The following is a 15,926-nucleotide window of genomic DNA, read 5'->3' on the forward strand; positions in this document are numbered from 1 at the left end:
GCTCCGTCAGCGTCATAAAAGTGCAAGTTGGCAACTCTAGAGTGCACTTTCCGGACAATAACGTCAATAACACGAACAACAGCCAGAGCAGAAATAAAGAAAGCCGGGCGCTGTCTGAGGGAACGCAAGGGGCAGAACCCCGGTTTCCTTCGGACAGCGCCCGGCCCTAGAAGAGCCGGCAAGATGCAGTTGCCAGCTGAGGCCGCGCCTAGGTTGGGTGTGTGGGGCGCGGCCAGTATTTAATCACCTAGTCACGGCGGCGCCTGCGGATAATTTGCAGACCGAGCGCCATGATCAGGGCGGACACCATCAGGCCCATCGGCACCGCGACATCCGAACCCGTGGCCGCCACAGACTTCGACTGCGGCTGCGGCTTCGACTGGGAGGCGAGCCACTTCCGGCCCTCAGGCGTGGCAAGCCATGCCTGCCCAGCCAAGGTCTTCAGCCAGTTCTGACCGGCCGGCGTCTTCAGCCAAGCCAAGCCCGCAGGGGTGGCCAGCCACGAATGACCAGCAGTAGTCGCGAGCCAAGCCGAACCGGCAGGAGTCGAAAGCCAAGCCTGGCCTTGAGGCGTCGCGAGCCAAGCATGGCCGTCGGTCGTAGTGGCCAGCCAGGCGCCTCCGACGGGGGTCCCGAGCCATGCGTGACCCTCCGGGGTGTTCAGCCAGCCATGGCCTTCAGGCGAGGAGATCCAGGCGTGACCCTCGGAAGTGCCGAGCCATGCCGAGCCCTCGGGCGTCTGCAACCACGCGTGACCCTGTGGGGTCTGGAGCCACTGATGGCCCTGCGGCGTGGAAACCCACGCATGACCTTCCGGAGTTGCCGACCAGTGCTGACCTTCAGGGGTCTGCAGCCACTCGTGACCGGGTTGCGTGTCGAGCCACTCGTGCCCAGGTTGCGTGCCAAGCCAATCGTGACCGGGCTGCGTGCCCAACCATTCATGACCGGGCTGCGTGCCAAGCCATTCCTGGCCGGGCCGGGTGACGAGCCATGCAGGATTGTCGGGCTCGATGCGGGTCCAGCGCGCGATGACGGTGATGTCGCCGGTCACCAGGGCCGTCGGATCGTACGGAACCAGGCTGCGGACCATGGAGTCCACGAACCAGCCGTCGAAGCGGAAGTGAGTCCGTGTCGGCGTGGGCAGCGTGCCCAGCTGGTCGCCGTCAGCGATGGTGCGCGGCGCGATGGTGATGCCGCCTTCCACGTTGAACGTGATGGTGTGCGTGATTCGCGTCCAGTGCGCCTTGAGCGTGCACGCGCCAGTCACCGGAGTGGTGGCGAAATTGTAGGCATGCGAGCCGTCGAGCGTCCAGAAGTCGAACCGGTAGTGTTCCTTCGTCGGGCTGCCCGGATCGGTGGCATGGTGGTTGTATTCGATGGTCTGCGCAGGGGCCGAGCCCGTGCCATGGTCCAGATCGAACGTCACGCGGTACCAGTTGGTCTTCCATGTCATGCGGATGACCATGTCGCCAGCCTTCACATCGGCCGGGAAGCCATCAGTCCAGCTGCCGGAACCGACCTTGTACTGCCACTTGTCGAACGAGTGGCCAGCCGGGGCCGCCGGCAGGTTCACCGTCGGCGCGTGCAACGCGGTGCCGTAAAGTATCGGCGCCGCGGCAGGCAAGCCGCCGCCCACACCACCGTTCGCATCGTAGGTGACGCTGTACGGGTTCGTGGTCCAAGTCGGCTGGATGACCGTGTCGCCGGCGGGCACCGTGGTCGGGAAGCCGGGCTGCCATGCCCCGCCTGCGACCTGGAAGCGCCAGGAGGCGAACGTATGGCCCGTGCGGTTCGGATTCGACGGCGCGGTCAGGGCCGTGCCGTAGCCCGGGTGCGTGTCGGCGGGCAGCGCGGAACCGTTGTTACGGTCGTAATGCACCGTGTAGTGGTTGATCCTCCATGTCATGCGGATGGTCATGTCGCCGGCCTTCACATCGGCCGGGAAACCATCGATCCAGCTGCCCGAACCGACCTTGTACTGCCACTTGTCGAACGAATGGCCGGTCGGAGGCTCAGGCAGGTTCACCGTCGGCGCCGTCAGCGCAGAGCCATAGGTCATCGGGCCCGTGGCCGGCAGGCTGCCGCCCACACCGCCGTTCGCGTCGTAGGAGACGTTGTACGGGTTCGCGCTCCACACCGGCTGGATCGTGATGTCGTAGTCGGGCGTCGTGTTCACGCCATACACCCACGTATCCCAGGCCGTCGTACCGGTCTTGGCGTAGCGCCAGCCGGCGAACGACTTGCCGGAGGGAGGCGTCGGACGCTGCAGGGCCGTCGGCTCGGTGAGCGCGGAGTCGTAAGGTACCGCGGGATCCGTGGCGGGCAGGCTGCCGCCCGTACCGCCGTTGGCCTCGTAGGCGACCGCATGCGTGTGTGCGCGCCAGGCCGCGGTGATGACCATCGCGCCGGCCTTCACATCCGCGGGCCAACCCGAAACCGGGGTGGCGCCGCCGACCGTATACGACCAGCCATCGAAGTCATAGCCGTGACGGGTAGGCTGCTGGGCCGTGCTCGGAGCGGGAAGGCTCGCGCCGTAGTCATTCGAACCGGTCACCGGAGTGTAGCCCGTGCCCGAAGGCCACCTGCCGCCCGTGCCAAGAACGTAGGACACGTTGTACTGGTTGATCCGCCAATGAGCGGTAATCACCATCGCACCGGCCTCCACATCCGCGGGCCAGCCCGCCTGGGACGTGCCACCGTCGACCGTGTATGACCAGCTGTCGAACGTATAGCCCGAACGGGTCGGACGCTGAGCCGCAGCCGGCTCCGTGAGCGTCGTGCCGTAAGGCTGCGAACCGGACACCGCGGTATAGCCGCCGGGCCAGGCGCCGCCGACGAGAGCGTAGGAAACGTTGTAGCTGTTGCGGGTCCACGACGCGGTGATGACCATCGCGCCCGCCTTCACGTCCGTTGGCCAGCCCGCCTGCGCGGAACCGCCGCCGACCGTATACGACCAGTGGTCGAACGCGAAACCGGTGCGCGTCGGGCGCTGGGCCGAAGTCGGCTCCGTGAGCGTCGTGCCGTATGTCTTCGAACCAGACACCGGTGTATAGCTACCGGGCCAGCTGCCGCCGCCGAGGGCGTACGAGACGTTGTAGTTGTTGGGCGTCCACTTGGCCGTGATGACCATGGCTCCGGCCTTCACATCGAACGGCCAGCCCGTTTGCGCGGTACCGCCCGCGACCATGTATTCCCAATGGTCGAACGTGAAGCCGGGACGCGTCGGATCGCTGCCGGGAGCAGGAAGCGCCGTGCCGAAATCATTCGAACCGGACACCGGGATGTAGCCGCCGGCCCAAGAGCCGCCGGAACCGAGGTCGTAGGACACGTCGTACTGGTTGATCCGCCAATGAGCGGTGATCACCATCGCACCGGCCTGCACATCGGCAGGCCAGCCGCTCTGGGAGGCGCCGCCGCCGACCGTATACGACCAGCCGTCGAACGCATAGCCAGTGCGGGTCGGACGCTGGGCCGTAGTCGGCTCCGTGAGCGTCGTGCCATAGGGCTTCGCGCCCTCCACCGGCGTGTAACTCGAAGGCCAGGCGCCGCCGCCGAGAACGTAGGAGACGTTGTAGTTGTTGCGGGTCCACGACGCGGTGATGACCATATTGCCGGCCTTCACATCGCTCGGCCAGCCCGCCAGAGACGCGCCGCCGTCGACCGCGTACGACCAGCCGCCGAACGCGTAGCCTGGACGTGCAGGTTCCTGCAGCGTCGTGGGCGCGGTGAGCGTCGTGCCGTATTCCTGCGAGCCCTCAACGGGCGTATAGCCGCCCTGCCAGGACGCGCCGCCGCCGAGGACGTAGGACACGTCGTAGTGCTTGGCCCGCCACAAGGCGGTGACGACCATGGCTCCGGCCTGCACATCCGTCGGCCAGCCCGGTTGTGCGGAACCTCCGCCGACCGTGTACTGCCAGCCCTGGAACGTATAGCCAGAACGCGTCGGGTCGCTACCCGGGGCAGGAAGGGTCGTGCCGAACGCCGTCGAACCCTCCACCGGCATGTAGCTCGAAGGCCACCTGCCGCCGGACCCGAGATCGTAGGAGACGTTGTAATTGACCGTGTCCCATATGGCCGTGATGACCATGTCGCCGGCCTTCACATCGGATGGCCAGCCGGACTGCGCCGCGCCGCCGCCGACCGTGTACTGCCAGCCGGAGAACGTGTGGCCCGAACGCGCCGGTTCCTGCGCACCAGTGGGCGTCGGCAAAGTCGTACCGAAAGGCTGTGAACCGGACACAGGCACATAACCGCCACGCCACGCACCGCCCATGCCAAGATTGTACGAAACGTTGTAGCTTACGGGATCCCAGAGGGCCGTGACCACCATGGCTCCGGCCTGCACACTCGCCGGCCAACCGGACTGCGCGCTGCCGCCGCCGACCGTGTATTGCCAGCCGCGGAACGTATAGCCCGTACGCGCCGGCTCCTGCGCACCAGTGGGCGTCGGCAACGTCGTACCGAAAGGCTGCGAACCTGACACAGGCGTGTAGCCGCCCCGCCAGTCGCCGCCCGTGCCAAGATCGTAGGTCACGTTGTAGCTGTTGGTGGTCCAAATGGCTTTGATGGCCGTGTCACCGGCCTGCACACTCGCCGGCCAGCCAGCATGTGCGCTGCCGCCGCCGACCGTGTATTGCCAGCCTTGGAACGTATAGCCCGAACGCGTCGGCTCCTGCGCACCAGTGGGTGTCGGCAACGTCGTACCGAAAGGCTGCGAGCCCGAGACGGGCACATAGCCGCCCTGCCAGGCACCGCCGGAACCCAAATCATACGAGACGTTGTAGCTTACGGTGTCCCACACAGCCGTGACCACCATGGCTCCGGCCTGCACGCTCGTCGGCCAGCCCGAAACCGGGGTGCCGCCGTCGACCGAGTACTGCCAGCCGCGGAACGTATGGCCCGGACGCGTCGGCTCCTGGCCCGTCGAAGGCGCGGGAAGCGCCGTACCGAAGGGCTGCGAGCCGGACACAGGCGTGTAGCCGCCCTGCCAGGCGCCGCCAGAACCCAAGTTGTAGGTCACGCCGTAGCTGTTGGTGCGCCACTTGGCGGCGATCACCATCGCGCCGGCCTGTACCGTAGACGGCCAGCCCGTCTGCGCGCTGCCGCCGCCGACCGAGTACTCCCAGCCATTGAACGTACGGCCGGGACGCGTCGGGAGCTGGTTCGTAGCCGGTGCGGGAAGCGTCGTACCATATTCCTGCGAGCCGTCCACGGGCGTGTAGCCGCCCTGCCAGGCGCCGCCGGAACCCAGATTGTACGTGACGTTGTAGTGGTTGATTCGCCAGTTGGCGGTGATGACCATCGCACCGGCCTGCACGGCAGTCGGCCAGCCTGTCTGAGACGTGCCGCCATTGACCGTATACGACCAGCTGTCGAACGTGTAGCCCGTCTTCGTCGGACGCTGCACGGCAGTCGGCGTGGGAAGCATCGTGCCGAAATCCTTCGAACCGGTCACCGGGGTGTAGCCCGTGCCCGAAGGCCACGAGCCGCCGTCGAGATTGTAGGACACGTTGTAGCTCTTGACCTCCCAGCGCGCCTCGAGCATCACAGCACGGTCGGGCATCGTATCGGCCGAAGGACCAGAGAACACCCAGTCCGCGCTGGCACCCGGCTCGCGCCAGCCCTTGAACGTGTAACCGGTGCGCGTCGGATCCGTCGGAGGAGTCACCAGCGTGCCGTAACCGACATTCGTCCGGGTCGCGACCGTCGAGCCGCGGTCCTTGAACGTCACCGAATTCGTGTTCAGCGTCCACTGGGCCGTCAGCACCACATCATTCGCCGGCATCAGCGAAGGAGACGAGACACCGGGGCCGGCAAACGTCCACGTATTGCTCGACGCATCCTTCCAGCCATGGAACGTATGGCCCGTCCACGTCGGGTCACCGGGATCCGTCGCGTCCGACGTGCCGTACTCCACCGACTCGCCGCCGGGCGCCGTGCCGGGCGCGCCGCCCAGATTGAACGTCAGATTGTAATGCTTCGCTTTCCATGCCGGACGAATCTGCACGTCGTCGTCGGGCATCGTTGAGGGGAACCCGTCGGTCCAGTTGCCCGAACCGGTCTTGTGCTGCCACTTGTCGAACTCATGGCCCGTAGGAGCATCAGGCAGGGCCGAGGCGGCCGGTGCCGTCAAAGCCGCGCCATACGCCACCGACGGATCTGCAGCAGGCAGGCTCCCACCCGTGCCGCCGTTCACGTCATACGAAAGTGAATTGGTGTTCAGCACCCACTTCGGGCGGATCGTGATGTTGTACGCAGGGATCGTGGTGCCGGTACCCGGGGCGCCGAACGTGAACGTGTCCCAGCTGCCGCTGCCGCCAGTTTCGCGGTACTCCCAGCCATTGCGATGCTTGTGGCTCGGGGCGGTGATGCCCGTGATGTTCGGCTCAGTCGGGATGGTCGAGCCATAGTCGTACGTGGTCGTGCCCGAGGGCATCAAGGACCATGCAGCACCGTCGCCCGCGGCATAGCTCACGTTGTACTGGTCGGTCACCCACTTCGGGCGAACCGTGATGTCATAAGCTGGCACATGCGTCACGCCGAACGTGAACTCGGCCCAATTGTCCGTGCTGTCCGTCTTCCGGTACTCCCAGCCGCTGGTCAACGTGTCCTGGTGCTTATTCGCCGGGGCATTCAGGCCAGTCAGGTTGGGTTGAGCGACCGTCTCGTCCTCGCCCACCTCGACCGGCGAGCCGGGCATCGACGTCCACGTGCCGCCGTTGCCGTCATACGTCACGTGGCGCGGGATGGCCTTCCACGTCGGCCGGATGGTGATGGCATGATCCGGGACCGGCGTGGACCCGAACGCGAACGGGTCCCAGTCGGAGCCGTTCTGCGAATACTCCCACGCGTCCAGCTGCTTGTGCGCGGGAGGCATCAGATCCGACGTGTTCGGGGCCGGCGAGATCGCCGAACCATAATCATGGTCCGTCGCAGCCGGCTTGCTGCCCCACGCGGACGCCCCGTTGAGATCATACGAGACCGAATACTGGTCCAATCCCCATACCGGACGGATGTTGATATCGTAATTAGGCATATGCGTTGTGCCGAACACGAACGGCTGCCAAGTGCCGCCGCTCCTCGGCTGATACTCCCAACCCGTCAGATGATTATGCGCAGGAACAGCCAAATCGGCCAGCACGCTCGCCGACGGCTCTGAAGACGCCGGAACTGCGGAATCATAAGGCGCCTGCGTGCCACCCGTTGGCATCGAAGGCCACGAAACCCCGTGATTGTCAAAGTAGTAATAGGGATTCGCAGTCCATGACGCATACAACGTCACATCCCCACCCGGCGTATATGGGAACGAAACCAAAGGGCCAGATGAGTTACCTGTATGCCAACCTGTAAACGTATAGCCCGCACGAGTAGGATCCGTCGGTTTACTTCCATTATTGGCTATAATGTCAGTGCCGTACAGGGTTCCATCACCCAAATCAAATTTGACCTGCCAACCTCGTCGTTGGATTACACCTCCTGCAGGCCAACCACCACCATCACTGGGCACACTGGTGTTGTGACCGGAAAAACTATAACTCACCCAAGTAGCATTTGCCGGCAACGAGGACCAAGTCACCGTATGCGAGCCACTGTTATACACACCATTTGAAGGATAGATATTTGTCGGAGTAAGATACGCTCCATCCATATCACGTGGACTCGGAAGGGTTATAGTCGAAGTTGAACCCCCGACACGCGGGTACTCAAGGTTCTGATTGCCGGCTCCAATGCTGGTTAAATAAAGACCACTCAAAGGCGAGAAATCGATCACGGCATCACTATTAACGTTAACATGTCGAAGACTTGACATGCCTGCCAGCTGGGAAATGTCGGTCAAATGATGTTGATAAGGCACGTAAAATGTCTGCAGATTCGTCAAATTCCGAATGCCATCAAGATTTCTAAGATCTGCCGACCCTTCGGTGATAGTCACATTTGTGGTGTTGTTTACTATTGCCTGTGTAAACGTATCACTTGTACTTTTGTAATTCGCATTGGCAACTGCATTAGCTAAAGCCGTGTCCGGAAAACATTGTGCGATTGTGCTCGACCCTTTAAGGCAGTAACTTTGCGGGCCGACGCCGCCATCGCGGGTCTGCAGGCCGGACTTCGCGGAAACACTGCTCTTGCCTTGCTTGGCAGATTTCGAAGATTCAGTGGTCTTCTGCCCCTTCCGCGACTGTTCAGGCGACGCTGCCTGACCCTGCTCGGGTGAAGTAGATTGTTGGGATTGCGTTTGCTCGGAGGCCTGCCCGCCCTCGGGCTCGGCCGCCGTCGCCGTGCCGGGCAGCACCATCGCCACACCAGCCACAAGGCAAACTAGGGCTCTAAACGCACCCCCCCCCCGCGATGCGAGGCAAAGTCACGCACACCGCGCAACCACTCTGTAAAACGAGACATCATCCTTCTTCTCCCTGTATCAATGGAAATCTCCGCACCGCAAACCACCCCGGCGCGGAACTACACTTCAGACACGCAAAACTGTAACACGACCACGACACGAGCACCACATTTCTGCCTAATTAATGAAACATAATTTTCTTGTTCAAACGTTTAATACAACTCTCACAATTCTTATATTCAGACAACAATCATTGATTTGCTAAATAACGGTAACACTGTTCCCCAGATCGTCTTTTTCACACCGAACGCTTTGCATTGCAACACTTCGGCCCCCGCGCCGCATCTGCCCACTCACCGCCCCACCATCCGACCGTCTCCCGCCAGCTCACTCATGTATAACGTTTTAAGAAAATTCCAAAAAATTTTTTCAAAAAATTCCCCGACAAAATAATTAGACACGCCGAATACCCGAAAACGATACAGCCAAGCAACAGCCCCGAACAGGCAAAAAGACGATACCGTAGTTTCCCCGGGCGGTGACAGACTGAGAACCAACCAGCAACGCGACGAAACGGAGGAGAGCGCACATGGCAAAGGCCAGACAGGCATGGGGCGATGAGAGCGTGCGCATGCACGACAACCCGTCGCGTTACATATCTGATAGCATGAGGCTATGCCTGCCTTCGAGGAGGTACGGAAGCAGAAGCCGGGGAGCCCGCGTTGGTACGGGACCCGGCTTCCGTACCTGTTACATCAATCCGGGCGTGTCGTCTTACCTTCGATGATATAAAAGAATTGCTCAAGCCACCAGATTTATCGTAACGATAAAAGAAACGGTTCTTATCGTTTCGTTGCGGACACCCTAGGGTGGCATTTTTTATACTCAGCGGAGAGTGAGGCTTACCATGGCGCGTCAACGGCAACCGAACGCTCCAAGAGAACTGCAGCCGTACACCGCCCATCTGGCCCAGACGCCTCACGCTCTGGCGGCAATGCTCCTTTCAAACGGTCTCCAAGGAGCGTCGACCTCTCAACTCGCTGATTGCATACGCCGTTTCGGCTATTACCGGCTTAAAGGCTATTGGTATCCCCTGCTCACACCGGTGGAAAACCACAAACGCCGTCTTCCTTTCCGACCTGGGGCCAACTTCAACGACGTCATGGAACATTACGTATTCGATCAAAAACTACGGCTCCTGGTGTTTGACGGAATCATCACCATCGAAACATTCCTCAGAAGCTTCCTTGCCACGCAACTCGCGCTGCGAGACGGGCCCTTCGGATTCATGACACATCACGGGCTTCCCAAACTCGACGATTCCCACTACAAACAATGTATAACAATACTGAAAGACCGCTATCACAGATCCCAACTGACGTATATCCAACATTTCCGGCGAACATACAGCAACGAACTTCCTCCTTATTGGATGATCGTAGGTTGCCTCGATTACGGGAGCCTGCAACGATTCTTCTATGAAGGCGCACCGGACGGAATCAAACACAAGTTGGCCAGCCGGCTTGCCATCCACAGACCGAACCAGCATATAGGCATTCCGGGAAACACGAAGCTACTGGGCGATTGGCTGGAATCCATCAGAAAGGTTCGGAACAAAGTAGCGCATCACGACCGCCTTTGGAACGATCAGACACGCGAAGTCGCCATCAAGCTCCCGCAAAAGCAGCCGAAAACACCCTATGAAGGACGTTGGTGGGGACCTGACTGGGACTTCCTCAGGCAAAAGAAGGGGCCTGCGGCATTCCTCACAACGGAGAATTATCTGCTCAAACAAATCGAAGGAACCACCGCCTGGCAGGACAAATTCATCAGGCTCATGGACGACAACCCCCACATCCCCATCGCGCAAATGGGATTCCCGCCCGACTGGCGGGACCAGAACCTTTGGAAATGAAAGCCGCCTTACGCAAAGGAGACGACACGACGAATCTCAATGAAGAATACACCGACGAACAAATCGGCGAAGTCAAAGCCTTGAATTACCGGCAATTCTTCGACCTGAAGGCGAACCTCGTTTCTTACCGGGAAAAGAACAAACTGGATTTAGGCGCAATGGCCGATTTCCTGGACTGCACCGAAAAGGACCTCGAACGATTCGAGCAATACGATTCCGATCCCACGATTTCCGAAATGCAGGATTACGCCCTCGCACTGATGCTCAAGCTGGATTTGGAAATCCCGGAACGGCCTATCCCCGAGAACGCCAATCAAATGGTGAGGCTAAAACCAACCAACAACAGGACATCGACAAAGCCATAGAGCTGGCAAACTCTTAAGGTTTATCTTTAAGAAACCCGAGAAGATCATGCTAACCACAAAACAATTTGGACCTCAACAACACCACAATCATCCAAGTCCAAAAAATAAAACGCAAAGAAAAATAAACCAAACCATGGAACCCACTTCATCCTCCGATGATGCCGAAGTCAAAGATTACGATCCGTCGGAAGTACTTGACAACGAGACCGATATCCGCGAATATCTTCAGGCGATTCTCGAAGAGACGAAAGACCTTGACGACGACACCGCCGCTTCCGTCTTCCTCAGCGCGATCGGCGATGCGGCGAGAGCGGAAAAAAGAATGAACGACATAGCGCAAAGGGCGAAAGTCAGACGCGAAAGTCTTTACCGTTCTCTTTCCGCGGATTCGAACCCGTCATTCCGCACAGTTTTTAGTACATTAAGAGAACTTCTAGGAGAGGCAAACATGTCGACTAACTTAAATCCTCAAATTGCCTAACCACCGACAATAGGCCAGACAAACCAGAAATCATCCGAGAACTTTCATCCAAGCCGCTGATATCGATATAGATTCGATATCAGCGGCTTTTGGATCATGCACACCAATGGAGACCATGGGATTGCAACCATGAAACGCCATTACGGAGTATAGGCCAAATTTTGTGAGGCTATAGCCCTTAACGATCAGTGAACAAATCGAGATAATAAAATCTCGAAGGCATGCGGGCGAAAAGCCGCATAAAGATTACTCTGCGGACGGCCGGTTGCTACGAATTGTCTCTATCGCGGTTCAGCTGGATAAGAACGACTCCGGCCACGACGGAAACAGAAACCACCGTAAACGAAGCATGTATACTGAGGCTGTTGCTGTAGTGGTCCACCGATTCATCAACACAGGATGACTTCCTTCGTGTCCAAAGTCTTTCTGCCACTTAAACATGGTGCCTGAAACAAACTTAACGATCGGGTCTACAGCAACGGCTTACCTATAAGCCGTTGTATTTGATGGAAGAGAAGCGTCGGCCTTGATGAGGGGCCGGCGCTTCTCGCGTCTTCACCCGATAACCCCCGAACCGGAAAACAAGGAACAAGGACGGTAAGGAGGAAGTGCCCGGCACGGGTCGCCCCGCGCCGGGCCGGCCCTAACTAACGCCTGCGCCACCTCCAGATAACCGCCAGCCCGCAACCGACGACAATCGCGAGCAGCACGTCCACCACCGCGTTATCCGCGCTGGCCGCCAGAACGACAGCCAGCGCCACGATGGCCCGGATAGCCTCAGGCCCGTCAGAGCCCTTCCTGTTATTCTTGGACATGATATGTCCTTCTACTAATGCCACGCCACGACGGGCGCGGCGAGGTCGCTACGGCTGAAAAGCCGCACGGTCGCACAAGCTCTGGTGAGGGGCTTGACGGCAGGCTCATCCTACCGCGAAATAGGTATATACCGCGGCTGATGGTATACTTAATTTGTCTGTTACGGAAGGTGACTCACCGGAATCTAGCCGGCCTATAAAGCTTTTACCCGCTGAGGCCGTAATGGATTGGGGTGTTTATTCCATCCCGCTACTAATGCCGCTGGCCCCGATGCTCGGAAACGAACACCGGGGCCAAGGTGTACCCGGCCTCCTTAAAATCCTTGCCCGCTTTTTGCCCACAATTTGGGTTATAGGGTTATGGGCCAAATTGTGGGTTGATGTTACTATGTCAAGTATTCACCGCAAGACGGTGCATAAATTCCATGTTTCCCCGGCCACACGACCGGGGAAACATGCGTTTCGGGGGTTATTGGCCAGCGGATTTAGAAACGTGTTCAGGATGGCCCGCTATGTAGCGATCCAAGAGGGCATCGTAAATCGGCTCGGTGTTCGTCAGATCCGAGACCAAGAGGGCGATGAAGCTGCACGCGGCAACTGGGAGCATGTGCATCAGGGTGCCGCTCATCTCGACGGTGAGCAGGATCGAGGTCATCGGGGCTTTTACCGAGGCCGTCAGTGCTCCGGCCATCGCGCAGACGGCGAACAACGGGATGATTTTCGTTGAAACGAGCGGATTTCCGTTGACGGTCACCGAGTGAAGTGCGACACCGAAAATGGAACCGGTCAAGGTGCCGACGGCGAGAATCGGCATGAAAATACCACCGGGAACGCCACTGCCGAAGCTCGTGGAAGTGAAGAGCATTTTGACGACCAGCAGGATTGCTAGGAATGCGATGCCGTCGGTCGCGCGTTCCGCGAAACCGATCAGGCTTTCGCCGCCACCCAAGACTTGCGGCAGGAAGATACCAACAGGCAGCGCGATGGTCAACGAAATCATCGGACGGATCTGCCAAGGCAGTTTGTTGTATAGCGTCTGGAAGCCGAGCAGCAGCTTGTTCATCGCCACGCCAATCAGGCCGGCGATGAGGCCGAGCGGAATCATCCACCAATATTGCGGCAGACTCAGCTGCGAAAGGCGCGCGAAATCAAGCACCGGTTTCAGGCCGAACCAGTATTTCGAGACGAAATCAGCGCTTATCGAAGCCGCAGCCGCCGAAAGCAGGATGGCCGGCGAAAAGTTGTGATGTACCTCTTCCAGCGCGAACATCATACCGGAAAGCGGGGCGTTGAACGCGGACGAAAGACCTGCGGCGGCACCGGCAGTGATGAGGATGTTGGTTTCGGCGGTTTTGCTGCCGCCCGCGCCTTCGCGGCCGTCTACGCGCTGACGAAAAGAACCGGCACCAGCCAACTCGCCATCAGCGTTCAAGGTCTTGCCCGTATTCGCGCCCACGTTTGCATTCGCGACTTTGCCTGTATTTACACCAACGTTTCCGTTTATGACTTTACCCGACTTGCTTTTCGTGCCCGCGTTTGCATTCGCATTCGCGACTTTGCTCGACTTGTCGTTTGCGTCTACCCCGGCTCTGCCCATGCCCACGTTCACATGGCCGGAACCATCTGCATTATCCCTTGAATCCGCAACGGTTTCACTTCTATGCCAAAGTTTCCTCATCCCTTGCGCTACGCCTTGGCTGGCGGCGGCACCAATCTGAATCGACGGACCCTCGCGGCCAAGCGAAAGGCCGAACATTCCGCAGAGCAAACCGCCGGCGAAGCGAACAATCAGAACGATTCCCGCCCGCATTTTCAGGCCCAGCCTCACCACACCTTCGACCTGCGGAATGCCGCTGCCGGATGCCATCGGTTCAAGTTTGACCAGCCAGGCGACGAAGAAGCCAACCGCCACCGCTGCGAGCGCCCAAGGTGCGAGAAGCCAGGGATTGTTGCGGATTTGCGGGTACATCCAGCGCGCGAACTGCGTGCCCCATTCGATACCTTGGCGGTAGCAGGTGACCAGCACCCCGGCAATCAGGCCGCAGACCACCGCGCGAGCCGCCACAACCCACTGGCTGCGCCGCGATATGCCTACCGTTGCCATTGCTACCGAACCCTTCCCGCACTGGCGCTCAACAAAACCGTCGTTCCCTTGTGCGCTTCCCCAATGCTAGCGTCAAAAAGTGCAAGTTGGCATGCCCAAAATACACTAATCTGACATCACCGTATAAAACATGCAAGTTAGCAGTCCTTAGATGCACTATTGGTACGCTACCGTCGAAAAAGTGCACTATGTCGCTCATCAGATGCATCAATTCAACGGTACCGTACAAAACATGCAAGCCAGCAACCCTAAAGTGCACTATTTTTACGCTAGCGTCAGAAACGTGCACCTTAACGCTTCCAATGTGCATTAATTTGACGCCAACGTCGAAAAAGTGCACCTTAGCAATCGTAAAGTGCACTTTTCTTACGCTGACATCAATAGTGTGCGCTCAGCAACGGGCTTCCACCGCTCAGTCGACGAGCGAGCGGACCTCGATGATGTGGTCGCGCTGCGGACCGGTGCCGATAGCGGAAATGCGGCAGTTGGAGATCTCCTCGAGGCGCTTGACGTAGGCCTGGGTGTTGGCAGGCAGGTCCTCGAACTTGTGCACCTTCGAGATGTCTTCGGTCCAGCCGGGCATGGTCTCGTAGACCGGCGTAGCCTTGGCGAACGCTGCCTGATCGATAGGCATGTCGTCGTAACGGGTATGCGTGCCGTCGCCGTTGTCGACGTCGTAGGCGACGCAAATCGGAATCTCGTTCAATCCGGTCAGCACGTCGAGCTTGGTGAGCACGATGTCGGTCAGGCCGTTGACCTGCGTGGCGTAACGGGTGACGACGGCATCGAACCAACCACAACGGCGCGGACGGCCGGTGGTCACGCCGAACTCGTGGCCCTGCTGACGCAGCCATTCGCCGGAATCGTCGTTGAGTTCAGTCGGGAACGGGCCCTCGCCCACACGGGTGACGTAGGCCTTGGCCACGCCGATGACGCGGTCGATTCTCGTTGGGCCGACGCCCGTGCCGGTGCAGGCGCCGCCGGCGGTCGGGTTGGAGGATGTCACAAACGGATAAGTGCCGTGATCAACGTCGAGCATCGTAGCTTGGCCGCCTTCGAAAAGCACGGTCTTGCCTTCGTCGAGGGCATTATTCAAAAGTAATGACGTATTCGCGACATACGGCTTCAGGCGCTCCCCGAGTTTCAGCAGCTCGTCGGTGGTCTCGTCGACGTCGATCGGACGGCGGTTGTAAAGCTTCACGAGCATCTCATTCTTCTGGTGCAGGCTCGCCTCGACCTTGTCGCGCAGGCGCTCGGCGTCAAAGAGGTCGTGCACGCGGATGCCAACGCGGTTGATCTTGTCCGCATAGGCCGGGCCGATGCCACGGCCGGTGGTGCCGATCTTGTGCTTGCCGAGGAAGCGCTCGGTCACCTTGTCGATGACGCGATGGTAAGAAGCGATGATTTGCGCCGATTCGCTAACTTTCAAGTGCGAGCAATCGACACCACGCTTCTGCAGCCCATCGATCTCCTCGAACAACACTTCGGGATCGACCACCACGCCGTTACCGATAACAGGCGTGACGTGAGGGTTCACGACGCCGCTGGGCAGCAGGTGCAGCGCATACGTTTCGTCGCCGACCACCACCGTGTGGCCTGCATTGTTGCCACCGTTGAAGCGTGCGACATAATCGACCTTCGTGCCAATGAGGTCGGTGGCCTTACCTTTGCCTTCGTCTCCCCATTGGGTACCAATCAGAACAATTCCAGGCATACTAACCTCCCGAGATACGCGTTATTCCGCCGTTATTAGCCTACCGTCACGCCTATACCAGCGTTTGACGAACATCCGAATTCCCAACCAAATATGCGTTTGTTATTTATGACGTACCCGGCCAAGCGTCAAACCGGCCGGCTTGTTCTCTTCGTCAGGCATTCCCCGGTAGGACGGCCCGGCGAAGAGAA

The 15,926-nt window shown here is 59.6% G+C and carries 6 protein-coding genes and 1 pseudogene; 3 read left to right on the plus strand and 4 right to left on the minus strand.

Annotated features, from left to right (window positions below; translation table 11 throughout):
- Positions 1–247 precede the first annotated feature (247 nt).
- Entirely contained in the window at positions 248–7,810 is a 7,563-nt protein-coding gene (locus OZX62_RS09600; protein ID WP_348519295.1) for an InlB B-repeat-containing protein, read from the minus strand.
- A gap of 1,438 nt (positions 7,811–9,248) precedes the next feature.
- On the opposite strand from OZX62_RS09600, the gene OZX62_RS09605 reads away from it, so the two are divergent.
- From OZX62_RS09605 to OZX62_RS09615, 3 genes are read left to right on the plus strand one after another with little or no spacing between them, the layout of a single operon-like run.
- Complete coding sequence (locus OZX62_RS09605; protein WP_277175958.1) at positions 9,249–10,256, plus strand: Abi family protein; 1,008 nt, start codon at positions 9,249–9,251, stop codon at positions 10,254–10,256.
- Positions 10,247–10,621 carry a hypothetical protein gene (locus tag OZX62_RS09610; RefSeq protein WP_277175959.1) on the plus strand — a complete coding sequence of 125 codons (375 nt, stop codon included), beginning with the start codon at positions 10,247–10,249 and terminating at the stop codon, positions 10,619–10,621. The genes OZX62_RS09605 and OZX62_RS09610 overlap by 10 nt, the downstream gene beginning before the upstream one ends.
- 46 nt (positions 10,622–10,667) lie before the next feature.
- Complete coding sequence (locus OZX62_RS09615; protein ID WP_277175960.1) at positions 10,668–11,102, plus strand: addiction module antidote protein; 435 nt, start codon at positions 10,668–10,670, stop codon at positions 11,100–11,102.
- Positions 11,103–11,749: 647 nt separating this feature from the next.
- Here OZX62_RS09615 and OZX62_RS09620 read toward each other — a convergent pair.
- From OZX62_RS09620 to OZX62_RS09630, 3 genes and pseudogenes are all read right to left on the minus strand, one after another.
- Positions 11,750–11,917 (minus strand): hypothetical protein, encoded by a 168-nt coding sequence (locus OZX62_RS09620; RefSeq protein WP_277175961.1) that lies wholly within the window; start codon positions 11,915–11,917, stop codon positions 11,750–11,752.
- A 511-nt stretch (positions 11,918–12,428) separates the two neighbouring features.
- Positions 12,429–13,886 (minus strand): annotated as a pseudogene (locus tag OZX62_RS09625) (ClC family H(+)/Cl(-) exchange transporter); the annotation flags it as partial.
- Positions 13,887–14,433: 547 nt separating this feature from the next.
- Positions 14,434–15,735, minus strand: a complete 1,302-nt coding sequence (locus OZX62_RS09630; RefSeq protein WP_277175962.1) for an adenylosuccinate synthase — start codon at positions 15,733–15,735, stop codon at positions 14,434–14,436.
- Positions 15,736–15,926: the final 191 nt, after the last annotated feature.

Source organism: Bifidobacterium sp. ESL0690 (assembly GCF_029392315.1).
In the GTDB taxonomy this organism is placed as follows: Bacteria; Actinomycetota; Actinomycetes; order Actinomycetales; family Bifidobacteriaceae; genus Bifidobacterium.